11 protein-coding genes are annotated in these 14981 nt (G+C 46.2%); 4 read left to right on the forward strand and 7 right to left on the reverse strand.

The genetic code is table 11. The features are described from left to right. Positions 1-477 precede the first annotated feature (477 nt). The 3 genes from QUA88_RS18650 to QUA88_RS18660 all read right to left on the reverse strand — a co-directional run bounded on the left by QUA88_RS18650 (position 478) and on the right by QUA88_RS18660 (position 2215). Positions 478-855 (reverse strand): nuclear transport factor 2 family protein, encoded by a 378-nt coding sequence (locus tag QUA88_RS18650; protein WP_333056431.1) that lies wholly within the window; start codon positions 853-855, stop codon positions 478-480. 138 nt (positions 856-993) lie between these two features. Beyond that, positions 994-1122 carry a hypothetical protein gene (locus QUA88_RS18655; protein ID WP_333056432.1) on the reverse strand — a complete coding sequence of 43 codons (129 nt, stop codon included), beginning with the start codon at positions 1120-1122 and terminating at the stop codon, positions 994-996. A gap of 130 nt (positions 1123-1252) precedes the next feature. Then, entirely contained in the window at positions 1253-2215 is a 963-nt protein-coding gene (locus QUA88_RS18660) for an orange carotenoid protein N-terminal domain-containing protein (RefSeq protein ID WP_333056433.1), read from the reverse strand. Between the two features lie 209 nt (positions 2216-2424). On the opposite strand from QUA88_RS18660, the gene queG reads away from it, so the two are divergent. Continuing rightward, a complete protein-coding gene (gene queG / locus QUA88_RS18665; protein WP_333056434.1) occupies positions 2425-3390 on the forward strand; it encodes a tRNA epoxyqueuosine(34) reductase QueG in 966 nt (321 codons plus the stop codon). A gap of 179 nt (positions 3391-3569) precedes the next feature. Continuing rightward, complete coding sequence (locus QUA88_RS18670) at positions 3570-4208, forward strand: HAD-IA family hydrolase (protein WP_333056435.1); 639 nt, start codon at positions 3570-3572, stop codon at positions 4206-4208. A 151-nt stretch (positions 4209-4359) separates the two neighbouring features. Here QUA88_RS18670 and QUA88_RS18675 read toward each other — a convergent pair whose 3' ends face one another. Both QUA88_RS18675 and QUA88_RS18680 read right to left on the reverse strand, forming a co-directional pair. Further along, positions 4360-5187, reverse strand: a complete 828-nt coding sequence (locus QUA88_RS18675; protein WP_333056436.1) for an SWIM zinc finger family protein — start codon at positions 5185-5187, stop codon at positions 4360-4362. A gap of 448 nt (positions 5188-5635) precedes the next feature. Beyond that, positions 5636-9085 (reverse strand): DEAD/DEAH box helicase, encoded by a 3450-nt coding sequence (locus QUA88_RS18680; protein WP_333273086.1) that lies wholly within the window; start codon positions 9083-9085, stop codon positions 5636-5638. Positions 9086-9532: 447 nt separating this feature from the next. Here QUA88_RS18680 and QUA88_RS18685 point away from each other — a divergent pair, with 447 nt between their 5' ends. Continuing rightward, on the forward strand, positions 9533-11686 hold the full coding sequence (locus tag QUA88_RS18685; RefSeq protein WP_333056438.1) for a polyribonucleotide nucleotidyltransferase: 2154 nt from the start codon (positions 9533-9535) through the stop codon (positions 11684-11686). A gap of 556 nt (positions 11687-12242) precedes the next feature. Here the strand turns inward: QUA88_RS18685 and QUA88_RS18690 are convergent. Together QUA88_RS18690 and rppA are read right to left on the reverse strand one after the other, a co-directional pair. Next, positions 12243-13514 (reverse strand): HAMP domain-containing sensor histidine kinase, encoded by a 1272-nt coding sequence (locus tag QUA88_RS18690; RefSeq protein WP_333056439.1) that lies wholly within the window; start codon positions 13512-13514, stop codon positions 12243-12245. Then, a complete protein-coding gene (gene rppA, locus QUA88_RS18695; protein ID WP_333056440.1) occupies positions 13507-14181 on the reverse strand; it encodes a two-component system response regulator RppA in 675 nt (224 codons plus the stop codon). The genes QUA88_RS18690 and rppA overlap by 8 nt, the downstream gene beginning before the upstream one ends. 159 nt (positions 14182-14340) lie before the next feature. Between rppA and QUA88_RS18700 the strand changes: the two genes are divergently transcribed. Next, positions 14341-14730, forward strand: a complete 390-nt coding sequence (locus QUA88_RS18700) for a hypothetical protein (RefSeq protein WP_333056441.1) — start codon at positions 14341-14343, stop codon at positions 14728-14730. Positions 14731-14981: the final 251 nt, after the last annotated feature.

Genomic DNA, 14981 nt, shown 5'->3' on the forward strand with positions numbered 1-14981 from the left:
CGTTCGGCAAGTTTCATCGGATACAGGTTTTTTATTTCTGGACGGATGAATCACGTGGCGGGTATCCTGGATGCTTTATTGTCAGCCCAAGGCGAGACTGTAAGATTGTAGGGGTACAGTCCCGATCGCACAAATACCCAAGAAACCGGGTTTTTGAACAGTTAGCGACGCTTCACCTGAGATTTGGGTAAAAAACCCGGTTTCTGCCTCAATTGCGCGCAAATAATCAAGAAACCGGGTTTTTCAACGGTTGACGGCGCTTCACTGGAGATTTGGATAAAAAACCCGGTTTCTGCCTCAATTGCGCGCAAATAATCAAGAAACCGGGTTTTTCAACGGTTGACGGCGCTTCACTGGAGATTTGGATAAAAAACCCGGTTTCTGCCTCAATTGCGCGCAAAAATAATGATGGCTTGAGCCATTACATTCGATCGACAGGTCAAACCAAAACAAACAATTTAAATGTGAAACAGATTATCAAACATCAAATTTCGTCTGCGACCGCAGATTTAGCAATTCTTGGGGAGAAGCTAACAGTTTGACCGTGACTGAAAGGATTTTTTGGTCAGAATTGAGCAAGAACAGCCATCCGACATTAACACCAAAGGCGGAAGTTTGCACCCGGCCGCTGACCTGAACTTCTACATTGCCATCTTTTAAAATTTGGCTGACACCTTTCTGGGGTTCTAGCTGCATTCCTCGCGCTTCTTTTTTGAGATAAGTGGCGATCGAAATGTTGCCGATAATGGGATCTTCAAACGGCGCGTGCAGCACCCCGTCATCTGCAAATAAATTAGCCGTCGCGTCAAAATCGCCCGCGTTTAAAGTTTCAAAATATTGCAGTATCCCTGGCATTGTGATACCTGCAATCTTTATAGAGGTAGTTAAAATAGGTCGAGTTGTTGCGGTCATAAAACAAGTGATTTCAAATGAATGAGTATACTTTAATCATTCTCTTTGTCGCAGCAAATCCCTCAAAAGATATAAGTAGGGCTAGGAAAATAATTCTCCTAAAAAAGGAGGAACCGGAGAGGGTCGATCGCAGCTTTGGGAGCGATCGACCAAAATCAATACTACTTTCAAAAAATGCAAGTTTAGCCAACCGGCAAACTCTGATACCATCAGTCATTTCCAATCCTTCAATTATTGAATCTAAAATCTAAAATCTAAAACCTAAAATGCTATAAACCCAGACACCTAAAGGCATCTGGGTTTTTGGGCAAGCCTGTTTAACAGAGCCAACCAGAATATTCTATTTGCGGATCAAATTGAGCAATTCCTTCGGAGATGCCAACAAGTCGATCGCCACAAAGAAAATTTGACCTTGGGGATCGAGCAAAAACCGCCACGCGATGTTCATACCCACATTCGATCCGAACCAGGGAGTTTCGACTTTGCCAGTGACTTTCACTTGGCGGTAGCCATCTTCTGCGGGTTCCGATACGCCTCGCTCGGGCATCATTTTCAGTCCGACGCACTCTTCGCGCATATAGTTGAGGATAGCGTCGCGACCAACGATCGGCTTTTGGAAAGGTGGTTGCAGGGCACCTTCTTCAGCAAATAAACCGACGGCTGGGGTGAAGTCGAAGGCGTTCATGTAGTCGATGTAGCTGAGCACTGTCTGCTCGCTGATACCCTCAATTTGGGTTTTCACCCGCTCTTCTGGAGCGGTGGGAGTGCTGCGGGGGGCTGAGCGTTTGCCGTACTCTTGGTTAAAAGCAGGGTCATAGCCCATGTTAACTACGGTATTCCGAAGTACGGTAATTTGCTGACCCGGATCTAGTTGCTTGATGGTTTCGAGAACTGCGGTGGCTTCGGGAGACATTTGATAGCCGGCGGGGATCGGAGCGACAACGCCCTGTTTCATCAACTGACCCAACTCGTACCAGAAACCGAGTTTGGTGTTGACCCGCAAAGAAGTGTAAATCCGGCCAATTGTTGTGTCGGCGTTGCTGGCTAGGTCAAACATAGTTTTGCTTTGAGCAGCAGGCGACATTTGCTTGATTTCGCTCAGAATGCCTTCGACAAGGGCCATGCTGGCTACTCCCGGTGCTGCTGCGGTGATGGAAACGCCCATTTCGGTGTAGGCATACCAGAGCAAGGCTAGTTGGTCTTCAACGCTGAGTTTGTAGAACGCTTCCGTGGTAGCCGGAACAACGCTAGCAATCTCGGTGTTGGAGAAAATAGATTGAGCTGATTGAATACTAACTGCCATATGTATGCTGTGGGATTCGCTGTCGGTTTTACTTGCGTACTTGAATTAGCGAATCGAATTCTCCCTAAATTAAATTATGTAACATTTTTGACATTTTGGAGTTCAAACTTATAAATATAAAGATTGCCAAAGTATTATCAATACTGTCCGAAAATTACTCTGAAAGTTACTAGACTTATGGCACAAATTGTGCAGTGGTTTCTTACGTGATGAAAAAATCAATTAATAGCGATCGCATTAAGCAAAAAGCCCTTGAGTTGGGATTTCACAAAGTCGGGATAGCCTCAACAGACACGGATTTTGATATAGAAAAACAAAGATTGCAAGCTTGGCTGGACAAGGGTTATCAGGCGGATATGGCATGGATGGCAAACCCGAAACGGCAGGATATTCAATTGGTGATGCCAGAGGTGCAGTCATTAATATGTGTCGCCATCAACTACTACACGCCCCACCAACGCCCCGCAAATCCCCTGTGGGAGGGGGGGGACGATGCAGCGATCGAATATGCTAAAATCTCTCGCTACGGTTGGGGGCGGGATTACCATAGAATTTTGCACAAAAAACTGAAGCTTTTGGCAAATTGGGTGCGATCGCAAGGCGAGGGAATTGAAGCGCGGTATTATGCTGATACCGGACCAGTTCAGGATAAAATGTGGGCGCAGCGTGCCGGGATTGGCTGGATTGCCAAAAATGGTAATGTAATTTCGCGCGAATACGGTTCTTGGGTGTTTTTGGGCGAAATCTTGACTAATCTGGAGTTAGCGTCGGATGAGTCTCATACGGAACATTGTGGCACTTGCACTCGCTGCATAGAGGCGTGTCCGACGGGAGCAATTACTGAGCCTTTTGTGGTGAATGCCGATCGATGTATAGCCTATCACACGATCGAGAATCGAGCCGAAAAATTGCCCGACGAAATTGCATCTAATTTACAAGGCTGGGTAGCAGGTTGCGACATTTGTCAGGATGTTTGTCCTTGGAATCAGCGATTTGCTAAACCAACTGATGTTGCAGACTTTGAGCCTTATCCTGAAAACATAGCACCGACACTTGCAGAATTAGCCGACATCTCCGACGAAGAATGGAACCGCAGATTTACAGCTTCGGCGCTGCGGCGCATAAAACCCGAAATGCTGCGGCGAAATGCGAAAGCCAATCAAATTAACCCTTAAAAGTTGAGATGTTCGCGCTCAGGGTGCTTAGGGTGCACCTTACCCTATAGATAATAACCCTAGGGTGTGTACGGAGCGCCAAGAGCAAATACATTATGCAGTAAGTAATTCCCAATCTAAAATCTAAAATCTAAAATCTAAAATTGTATGCTTCCCCGTTCCTTATTTGCTATTGTCCAATGACCAAAGTAATTATTTTTGATTTTGACGGCACTTTAGCAGATACAATCGATATTCTTCTAAGCATCACCAACCGTTTGTCAGTCGAATTAGGCTTTAAATCTGCAACCAAAGAGCAAATCGCTCAACTGAGCAATTTAACTTCTTGGCAAGTCCTTCAGTATTCTGGTATTTCTATCTTCAAATTCCCGCTGTTGATTAGAATGTTGAAAGCGGAGTTACGCAGCGAAATCCCCAACATTCGTTTATTTCCGGGGATTAAAGAAGTTTTACTGGAGTTAAAAAAACAGGGATTTCAACTGGGTATTATCACATCTAATTCCAGAGAAAATGTCTTGGAATCGATGAAAAAAAATGCTTTGCAAGACACTTTCACGTTTATTTACTCTGGCTCAACTTTTGGCAAACATAAAGTTATTAATAGATGGCTAAAAACCGAACATATAAATGCTAAAGAAGTCGTTTATGTGGGAGATGAGATTAGAGATATAGAAGCTGCTCGAAAAACCGGAATTAAGGTAATTGCTGTAGGTTGGGGTTTTAATTCTGAGGAGGCTTTGGTGGCACACAATCCTGATTTTTTGATTCAAAGCCCCCAGGAATTGATAGAAATTATGAGTAATTTGCGGGAAGTATAAACTGAAATTGCCAAAAGTAAGACTCCTCGGTTGAAATCTATTCTAGACAAACTCTCGTTCCAGCAGAGAGAAACTCAAGAATAAAATGGGTATTAAAGCTTGATTTGTTATCAGCCATAATCTCTTGTATCATCTCTGGGAATACATTAGGTTAATCTCCTTCGCCCCGTTTCAGTGCTGCTAAAACTGCTTGCTGGCTAACTGCTTGGTAGATTTTGCTAAAATGCTGCTTGAGTGCGTCAGAGGCGGGCGAGGATTTGCTAGCGCTTCCTTTTCCGTCGGTGGCGATGGGAATTGGGCCTAAGATATCTAATACTGTTTCGCTGCTGGGCGGCGGTACAATTACTACTAAAGATGATTCTAGCTGCTGATTGTATTCCCAAAAGCGATCGACCTTCGGCAATTTAGCATTCGCAGTAGGGGAATTTTCACCCTTGTTTAGCTGGGTATTTTCCTCTCCTTCCGTACCCCGTCTTTGACGAAGTGCTGTCAAGATTTGCTCTTTGGTTCTCCCCCGCAGTTGAAACAGTACGAAAGGGTCTTCGCCGAAGCGATCGCCCAATAAGTAGTATACTGCACTGATGTGTTTGCAAGGGTTTTGCGGGTCAGGACAGCTACAGCGCGATCGAATATCAGATAAACTTAACGGAAATAGCGTTTTGCCGGCGGCCGCAAATACATCCTCAATATTGTGCGGCATTTCTCCTGCTAAGAGTTTAGCTGAAAAAACTGCTCTTTGCGACATATTTTCAATCACATAATCCCAATCTTCATCGCTCAATGTATCGAGTCCTAAAGAAACTTGATAGGGTTTTGGATCGGTGCCTTGAACTATGGCAATTACTTCTTGATTGGGAAATTTAATGCTGAGAACTTTTCCCTCGCGCGCGTATTGCCAGCCACGTTCTAAGCGCTTTTTGAAGCGGTAGGTATTGATTAAATCTAACCACTGTTGTGTCCACCATTCTCTGTCAATCATTCGATTTTAGATTTTAGATTTTAGATTTTAGATTTGGGAATCGGGAATTGGGAATTGGGAATCGGGAATCGGCCAAACAGGGAATTGGGAATTGGGAACCGGGCATTGGCCAAACAGGGAATTTTCCCTATCTCCTTCTCTTCCCCTCTTCATTCTTCCTTCTGGCTTCAATCGGGAATTGGGAATTGGGCATCGGGCCTTGGCCAAACAGGTAATTGGGATACTGGAGTCAATCGATTTTAGATTTTAGATTTTAGATTTTAGAATTGAAGCATTGACTTGCGCGAGATAAATTCGGGGGCTCCTTTATCGGATACAGGTTTTTTATTTCTGGACGGATGAATCACGTGGCGGGTATCCTGGATGCTTTCGGTCACAAAGGAAAAAACAGCTATCCGTGTATCCGTGACATCCGTGTCGTGCTGTTGGGAATTGGTAATTAAGCACATTATTCTTCTTCGGTTTCTATAATAGCATTGCGATCGAGGATTAGTAAATTGCGAAGTTGGTCTGTATCGAGTTCGGTGAGCCAGTTTTCGCCGGCGCTGACAACTTGTTCGGCTAGAGCTTTCTTACTTTCGATCATATCGTGTATTTTCTCCTCTAACGTACCAGTGCAGACAAATTTGTGGACTTGCACATTGCGAGTTTGACCGATGCGAAATACGCGGTCAGTTGCCTGATTTTCTACTGCGGGATTCCACCATCTGTCATAGTGGAAAACGTGGGTTGCTCTGGTTAAGTTCAAACCAGTACCACCAGCTTTTAAAGATAAAATCATAATCGGCGGGCCTTGGGGGTCGTGCTGGAAGCGATCGATCATTTCTTCCCGCTGCTGCTGCTTAACTCCGCCGTACAAGAACAAAACTTCTCGCCCTAAATGCTGTTCTAGATGCGGTTTCAGGAGTTTTCCCCATTCGGCAAATTGAGTAAAAATTAAAGCCCGATCGCCCTCAGCGAGCACCTCTTCTAACATTTCCACCAACCGCTGCAATTTCCCCGATTCCTGACTCTTAATCTCCAATTCTTTCGGCTTAGCTTCTGCTTTGACAAGAGCCGGATGGTTGCAAAGTTGCTTGAGTTTTACCAGCAAAGCCAGAATCATTCCCCGGCGCTGAATGCCTTCGGCTGAGTCTAATTCAGCTATTGACTCTTCGACTATTTTCTGATATAATGCAGCCTGTTGAGTCGCCAGCCCACAAAATACAGTCATCTCCTGTTTTTCGGGCAAATCTTGGATGATTTCTTTGTCAGTTTTCAGGCGGCGGAGGATGAAAGGCCGAACGAGCGATCGCAAAGTCTGCAAAGATTCCCGATCGCCGTATTTCTCGATCGGAATTGCAAATCGGCGCTGAAAGAAATTGCGCGGCCCCAAATAGCCAGGATTGAGAAACTCCAAAATAGACCACAATTCTTGCAGTCTATTTTCCACCGGAGTTCCCGTCAGCGCAATTCTAAAAGATGCCTCGATTTGTCGCACTGCTTGCGACTGCTTAGCCTCAGAATTTTTAATATTTTGCGCTTCATCTAAAACCAATCCTTGCCACTTAATGCCTTGAATTTCTTTAGCATCACGGAACACTAGCGCATAACTGGTAACGATCAAATTTTTTCCCTTAATTGCCGTCGCAAATACTTTGCCTTTAGCGCGTTTGTCTCCGTGGTGAACTAACACTTTTAGCGTCGGGCCAAATTTCTTGACTTCCCGCTCCCAATTGCCCAATACCGATGTCGGACAAACCAGTAATGTCGGCGCTTCTAAAGAATCTTTTTCTTGTAAATGCAGCAGGAAGGCAATTAGCTCGATCGACTTTCCCAAACCCATATCGTCCGCGAGACAAGCACCCAAACCCCAGCGTTCTAAGAATGCTAACCAGCCTGCTCCTAGCGCTTGATAAGGCCGCAATTGTCCTCGGAAACTAGCCGGAGTTGCGATCGCACTTACCGCTTGATTATCGCTCAAAGTATTCAACAATTCCTGAAGTTGACCCGTAGCCTCAAAATTCACCACAGGCAATTTCTCAATCATCTGAGAATCGCCCGACGCCAAACGCAAAGCATCCTCCAAAGAAAGAGTCATTTGCTCTTTGCGACTAGCAAAAAAAGTTTGAGCAGCCCTCACATCCGGCGCGCGCAACTCCACCCACTCGCCGTTAATTTCCACCAAAGGCGAATTCAACGCAATCAATCTGTCAAACTCTGCCTTAGAAAGGCGCTGTCCGCCGATCGTCAATTCCCACTTAAAATTTAGCAGACTTTGCAATCCCAACCCCCCCTTGCCCCCCCTTACTAAGGGGGGGTTAGTTTCTCCAGCGCCTCCCCTTACTAAGGGGGGGTTGGGGGGGGTTGTTTCCGCTTGAATGCTCAAACCCAAACGACTCGCCCAACCATCCGTCTTTGTCAAACTCGGCGGCAAAACTACGCCCAACCCGCTATCAGCAAACCGCCAAGCTACAGACTTAATAAACTCGTAAGCTTGCAGCGGATTTAATTGGCAAGATTGAGGCCGCTGTGCTTGCAAACTCGGTTCAATTAACGGATAAAGTTTCGAGGCTAAACCCAAGCCGCTGAGCAAAGTTTCTTGAGGCAATTCTATTGTCCGCCCCGCATAAGCCAAACGCTCGACAGAGTTGTTCCAAACAGTTGTCGCGTCTACCAAAAATTCGTTTTCATCTGCTGCTTGCAAGCAATAATTTAAATTCCAGTTGGCTTTACCAGGAGACGGCGGTATGAGTTGAAAGCAAGTGCGAAATTGACTTTGTTGAGATAATTGATTTTGCAGCGGTGCAGTCCAAGCAGTCAGCTTGGTTGCCAAGTTTTCCAATGCTGCTGTTTCTACTTGAACTCTCCCAGATTCCTGCTGCAAAGCTTGCAGCCACTCGCGCACAGGAGAAACTGCTTTGATGTCTAAAGTAGAGCTACCAGCAGATCGCACTTGACTATCTACAATACTACTCAAAAAGCCTAACACCAATTCCTCCGCCCCCATCGGCAAATCCACCGCTAAAGGCAATTGACTCCCTTCTTCTGCCTTTTCCCCTCTTCCTTCTTCCTTCTTCCCTCTTCCTTCTTCCTTTTCCCCTCTTCCTTCTTCCTTCTTCCTTCTTCCGACGGACACCGGACTGACATCCGTTACATCCGTTACATCCGTTACAAAATCCGCTGCCGAACCTTCCTTCGATTGATATGTTCTGCAAGCTGTCGGCATTTGCTTGACAAAAGTGGCGAGGCGGAGTGTATCTGTAGAACTATCTAACAGGGGTTGCCATGTGGCAATAGCAGAACCGTCGGGCTGTTTCTCCAATCCAGGCAAAAATTTGCATCTTGCCAACAAATCCAAACTCCACCTAGCAATATGAGACCAAAAACGCAAATCTGAGCCGACAAAAGAGTCTGGTTCCGTGCTGTTAAGCGGTAGTGATTGCAAGAAAACAAAAGCTGCTTGAGGGTTGAGACAAAAACCCTCGACTTGCCAGGGATAAAGGTAAATTTCCTCGGTTTTAGCGGGTTCCTCAAGTGCTGCTGCTGAGTGCTGCGGCATCAGGGTTGCATTGGATTCTGAGATTTGGGTGGGAAGTGCGATCGCCCGAATTTCCTTTTGAATTGAGGAGTCTGGGGTGGGAATTTCTGCGTTTTGAGTTTTGGGCGATCGCCTAGTTTTTTTGCTTTTTTCCGGTGGAGTTTCTGCGGTTTCCGGTAATTGCCAGTTTAGTTTTCCCGACTGCTGTAACGAATTGAGGAAAGTCTTAAATTCCGATTCGGTCATTGCTAAGGGATGCGGTAAATTTATCCCCGATTCTATGGTTTCAATTGCCCCAATTTTTCGCCAAGTTTCTCCCCAAATAAATAAGCAACTTTTTTCATTCTCTACGAGCCAACTGCCGTGTAAAATAGCCATATTTTTTTACCCTGATATTTGTATTTAAGTGCGAGGTTGACTACAGCATTTATATGGATAAATGAAATTTTTATTTAAAACAAACCGAGGAAAAATTGACCCAGATAGGAATTAGGTAGAACCTGTGTATTTAGGTACTTATGGCACACCTTACCGCTTATTCCCTGGCTTAGATAACTAAATCCTTCTTCCTTCTTCCTTCAACGTCCCAATTCCCAAACGAAAATTCATCGTACCATCTATGGAAGGCGTTTAGCGGACGATCGACCGAAGCATCGACCCCAGACTGCAAAAAATAATTTAGAGTATAAATGCCTACAATCGAGACGCAGACAGTCGATCGCGAGGCGATTATCCCTGTCTTTTGGCGTCGGACTCTCAAACATCCTGTGGTAATGTTACGATCCCGACAGAGAAAGAATGTGGTAGATAAGGAAGCAGTGCTACATGGTAGAGATAGACAAGTCAATATCCTTCGATGGACGGGATATTAGACTGAAGATTGGTTTACTAGCGCCTCAAGCAGGCGGTGCAGTTTTGATTCAGTCGGGTGACACGGCGGTTTTAGTGACAGCGACTCGATCCCAGGGGAGAGAAGGAATTGATTTCCTGCCCCTGTTGGTGGATTACGAAGAGAGACTCTACGCTGGCGGTAAAATTCCCGGTGGATTTTTGCGCCGGGAAGGGCGCCCCCCAGAAAAAGTGACTTTGACTGGCCGTTTGATCGATCGACCGCTGCGTCCGCTATTTCCAAGCTGGCTGCGAGATGACATCCAAGTTGTAGCCACAACGGTTTCGATGGACGAACAAGTGCCACCAGACGTTTTGGCGGTGACGGGGGCTTCGGTGGCGATACTGCTGGCGAAAATGCCGTTTTACGGGCCGATGGCTGCAGTGCGAGTCGGTTTGGTAGGGGACGATTTCATCATCAACCCCACCTACAGCGAAATCAAAGAAGGCGAGTTGGATCTCGTGGTAGCTGGTTCTCCTGACGGAGTAATCATGGTAGAAGCTGGCGCTAACCAATTGCCGGAACAGGATATCATCGAGGCGATCGACTTCGGCTATGAAGCAGCCTGTGACTTGATTCAAGCCCAGCGCGAAATTATGGCGGAATTGGGCATCGATTTGGTGGTAGAGGAACGGCCATCGCAAGATTCGGCCCTGGAAAACTTTATTCGCGATCGCGCCCAAGAACCCATCCGCATCATTTTGTCAAGATTTGAAAAAGACAAAACAATACGGAATGCAGCATTGGACGAAGTTAAGGCAAATGAAGTCGAAGCTGCGATCGCCGAACTTGCCGAAGACGATCCGGTAAAACTAGCAGCCACCGCCAACAGCAAGGCGATCGGCAACGTTTTCAAAGACGTTACCAAAAAAATGATGCGGAAACAAATCCTCGAAGATGGCATCCGCGTAGACGGCCGCAAGCTAGACGAGGTGCGACCCGTTTCTTGTCGCGTAGGCGTGCTGCCGTCGCGAGTACACGGCACTGGGTTGTTTAATCGGGGGTTAACCCAAGTCTTGTCTGCAGCTACCCTGGGAACCCCAGGCGACGCCCAAGACTTAGGAGACGACTTGCACCCACAGCAAGACAAACGCTACCTGCATCACTACAATTTCCCGCCGTTTTCGGTAGCAGAAACCAAGCCGATGCGATCGCCCGGACGCCGTGAAATCGGTCACGGAGCCCTCGCAGAACGCGCTTTACTGCCGGTTTTGCCATCCAAAGAAGATTTCCCCTACGTGATTCGCGTAGTTTCAGAAGTCCTTTCTTCCGACGGTTCCACCTCAATGGGTTCAGTTTGCGCCTCAACCCTAGCATTAATGGATGCAGGCGTTCCCCTTTCCCAACCCGTCAGCGGCGCGGCAATGGGCTTAATTAAAGAAGGCGATGAAGTCCGAATTTTGACTGACATTCAGGCAATTGAAGACTTCTTAGGCGACATGGACTTCAAAGTAGCCGGTACCGACACCGGGATTACTGCTTTGCAGATGGACATGAAAATCAAAGGTTTGCCCTTAGATGTAATTGCCAATGCCATCCGCCAAGCCAAACCCGCCAGACTGCACATTTTAGAAAGAATGCTGGCAAGCATCGACACTCCCCGCAAGGAAATGTCGCCGTTTGCACCGCGTTTGCTAACCCTGAAAATCGATCCAGAATTTATCGGTTTGGTAATTGGGCCAGGTGGCAAAACGATCAAAGCCATCACCGAAGAAACCGGTGTCAAAATAGACATCGAAGACGACGGAACCGTGACAATTGCTGGCAACGACAGCGAAAAAGCTCAGCGGGCATACAACATTGTCCAAGGCATGACGCGCAAGTTGAATGCAGGAGATGTGTATGTCGGCCGCGTAACTCGAATTATTCCGATCGGCGCTTTTGTGGAAATTTTGCCCGGAAAAGAAGGAATGATTCACATTTCCCAGTTAGCTGACTACCGCGTTGGGAAAGTGGAAGACGAGTTAGCTGTGAACGATGAAGTGATTGTCAAAGTGCGAGAAATTGACAACAAAGGTCGAATTAATTTGACCCGCTTGAATATTCATCCCGACGAAGCGGTAGCCGCCCGCGAAGCGTTGAATAAATAGTTTACAGTTGGTAATTGGTAATTACTTATAGAGTAATTGCTAATTGCTAATTGCTAACTGGTGATTAGTAATTGCTAATTGCTAACTCGTGATTAAATCTGATTGTTTCAGATTTGGGAGTAGGTGCGCGACAGCGACAGATCGACAAAAGTGCGATCGGCTGTAGAAGTTAATAAAGTCGCGCACTTTCCCCTCGGCGGCTGAAACCGCAACTACACAATCGATCGCAACTGTGATTCAAGAGTGACAATCTTCGATGTCCCCGTTATAGCCGCAGGATATCTTCTATGACAATTCCCGCATCCAGGATACCCGCCACGTGATTCATCAGTCCAGAAATAAAAAACCTGTATCCGATAAAGGAGCCCCCGAATTTATCCGTGGGGTCAGTCGATTTTAGATTTTAGATTTTAGATTTTAGATTTACCCCACAGATGCAATCTGGGAGCTTGAACAAGAGTCTAAAATTTTTATATTTCCACGACTTAAGTACGTGGCACGGTATCGGTTTTTGGGCTGGGTCAATGCTTCAATTCTAAAATCTAAAATCTAAAATCTAAAATCTAAAATCGATTGACAGGGGCAGTTCTATTTGAAACAGAGAACCTTTCCCAACCTCGCTACTTACCGTTAGGTGTCCGCCGTGAGCTTCCACAATTTGCTGGGCGATCGCCAATCCCAATCCAGAGCCGCCTTTCTTCCGTGTTCGTACCTCATCAACTCGGTAAAATCGGTCAAAAATGTGTGGCAAATCTACATCGGGAATGCCGATTCCCGTATCTTCTATTTGAATTAAAATGCGATGAGATTGAGTCAATAACCGCAGCCACACTGTTCCTTCAGGTAAGGTATATTTGCAGGCATTGGTGAGTAGATTAGTGATAGCTTGTTTTAATAAATCAGAATTGGCTTTGATGATAACTCTCTCTTCAGGCAGTTCTAAATGAAGGCTTAAATGCTGGGCAACACCCTGTATTGATGAAGTGGCGATCGTATCTTTTAACAGGTCATTCAAGTGAATCGATTGAATCGACTTTGCATCTAACTGTCCTGCCTGTCGTGCTAAAAACAAGAGATCAGTCACCAACCGATTCATCGACTTAGCCGTTTCAGCAATCTTTTCCAATCGAGAGTGCTTAGGCCCGCCGGCATCGACTGGGCTGAGTAAGCCAACCTGGGCATTGCTGAGTATGGTGGCAAGCGGTGCCCTTAGTTCGTGGGAAGCATCAGACGTAAATCTTTGCATTTGGACATAGGCGTTTTGAATCGGTTGCATAGCCAATCCGCCTAAAAACCAACCTACTAGACTAATCGCGCCCAGAGTCAAGGGCAATGTTATCACCATCACAATCAGTAACTCTCTCAGTGTTTTCTGAGCATCCGTCAAAGGGATGGCAATCTGGAGGTAGCCAATCGTGCGTCCGTTGTAGTCAACCGGAAGCGTTAATTGTCGCAGCCACTCGGGGGAAGACTCAATGGTTTGAAACGCCGCGCGAGCCTGAATCCGATCCGAGGGCTGCGCCCCATAAAACTGTTGCAGTTGTCCAGTCGCTGAATACCACCTAGCGTAAACAATTTCACTGCCAGAGGGAGGAGAATAATTACCAAGAATCGGAACGTTACTCAGATCGATGTGTTCTTTTCCCTGCCGCAAACCATAGTCAATATTGGCAGCCATGACTCTTGCTTTTTTGTAGAGTAGTCGATCGCACTCTTCTAAGCTGTTAACCGCTCGCTGGTAGTAAATGATCCCGGCAAACACGATCAGAATAGCCCCCATCGAGAGCGTAAACCAGTGGGCCAGATTGCGGCGGCTACGATTAAACATCTGGATTCAAGCGATATCCCATACCATATACGGTTTCTAGCCAACTGACAGCACCTATCATCTGCAATCGCTGCCGCAGACGACGCACTAGGACAGTAATCGCATTACTCTCAGGTTCGTTGCCCCACTCCCACAAGGCTTGTTCTATTTGGCTGCGGGAGAGTATCTGACGAGGATGGCGCATCAGATACTCTAGAAATAGAAATTCACGAGTCGATAACTGCATACTTTGCTCCCCCCGTTCAATAGTCAGCGTTGATAGATGTAGAGTCATATCTTCAACCTGTAAAGTATCCCCTTTCCAAAGTGGCGATCGTCGTCCCAAGGCCCGCACCCGTGCCAGCAGTTCAAACACATCGGCGGGTTTGATGAGATAATCATCGGCTCCAGCGTCTAAAGCGCTAATTTTGTCAACAATCGCATCTTTGGCAGTCAACAGCAACACCGGGGCCGTTTTTCCCAGACGGCGGTATTGCTGGCATAAGCTTAAGCCACTGATCTCAGGTAATAACCAATCAAGGATCAACAGATCATAGTCCCGCTTCGATAAAATCCACTGGGCCGTCGCCCCATCTTCTACACCATCGACAATATGTCCAGCCTCAGAGAGAGCAGCTTGAAGTGGCTCCAGTTGATCTACATCGTCTTCTACCAGGAGAATTCGCATCCGTCTAACCATTGTTCGGCAAATTTTATGTATGTTAGAGAAGAAATTTAGGAAAAGCATCCATCACAGGTAAGATTTATGCCAATCAGTTGCTAACTAAAATGTTGGTAGTTTCTCCCGATTATTTCGAGCAATCTAAATCTAAAATCCAACATTCCCATGACTTTACCTCGCATCCTACCACTTCTACACCGCGCTGCCTGGGAATTTTGGGTACCTCTGCCATTGGTAGCAGCCTTATTCTGGACTACAGGTAACTTCATCGCGGCCCAAACTCTAAGCCGTCCGTATAACTCTGTCAACAAACTACTGGCAGATAGACCGTTAAATCGGAGATTACCAGTAACAATCTTGACCATAAATGCAGAAATCGATCGCAGCCTGGGTGTTACCACTATTTTTGTCAACACCAGTGACTCAACTCTAAAGAAGCTGGAATACGAGTTTCCTGTTACCCAAACCAGTCAGGTCGAAGCAACGATCGCCCAAGAATTAGCAATGCCGGTTGAAAATGTCCGTAAATTGATCAGCTACCGGATGAAGAACTAAGCGGTTGAGCGAAAAATTGCTCCACCATTGGCGAGTGGGAAATAGATCGAGTACCGCCGATCCCAAGCAGGGATTTAGTGCTGGTGATGAGAAGGACTAGAAATTTTGTCTTCTGTAATATCGATAGGCTCCCAGTAATTAATTGGAAAAATGTGGGGATTGTCACCTTTGAGTCACATTTGCTGTGGAAGCTAAGAGTAGACCTTGATTGTCAACCCTCTCCTAAATAGATTTTTAAGGATGAACAGTTC

The organism is Microcoleus sp. D3_18_C2 (genome assembly GCF_036702395.1).
GTDB lineage: Bacteria > Cyanobacteriota > Cyanobacteriia > Cyanobacteriales > Microcoleaceae > Microcoleus.

Coding starts and splice junctions, on each gene's coding strand:
- QUA88_RS18650 (WP_333056431.1), bottom strand. CDS start 855: ATGCCAGGGATACTGCAATATTTTGAAACTTTAAACGCGGGCGATTTT.
- QUA88_RS18655 (WP_333056432.1), bottom strand. CDS start 1,122: ATGGTATCAGAGTTTGCCGGTTGGCTAAACTTGCATTTTTTGAAAGTA.
- QUA88_RS18660 (WP_333056433.1), bottom strand. CDS start 2,215: ATGGCAGTTAGTATTCAATCAGCTCAATCTATTTTCTCCAACACCGAG.
- queG (WP_333056434.1), top strand. CDS start 2,425: ATGAAAAAATCAATTAATAGCGATCGCATTAAGCAAAAAGCCCTTGAG.
- QUA88_RS18670 (WP_333056435.1), top strand. CDS start 3,570: ATGACCAAAGTAATTATTTTTGATTTTGACGGCACTTTAGCAGATACA.
- QUA88_RS18675 (WP_333056436.1), bottom strand. CDS start 5,187: ATGATTGACAGAGAATGGTGGACACAACAGTGGTTAGATTTAATCAAT.
- QUA88_RS18680 (WP_333273086.1), bottom strand. CDS start 9,085: ATGGCTATTTTACACGGCAGTTGGCTCGTAGAGAATGAAAAAAGTTGC.
- QUA88_RS18685 (WP_333056438.1), top strand. CDS start 9,533: ATGGTAGAGATAGACAAGTCAATATCCTTCGATGGACGGGATATTAGA.
- QUA88_RS18690 (WP_333056439.1), bottom strand. CDS start 13,514: ATGTTTAATCGTAGCCGCCGCAATCTGGCCCACTGGTTTACGCTCTCG.
- rppA (WP_333056440.1), bottom strand. CDS start 14,181: ATGCGAATTCTCCTGGTAGAAGACGATGTAGATCAACTGGAGCCACTT.
- QUA88_RS18700 (WP_333056441.1), top strand. CDS start 14,341: ATGACTTTACCTCGCATCCTACCACTTCTACACCGCGCTGCCTGGGAA.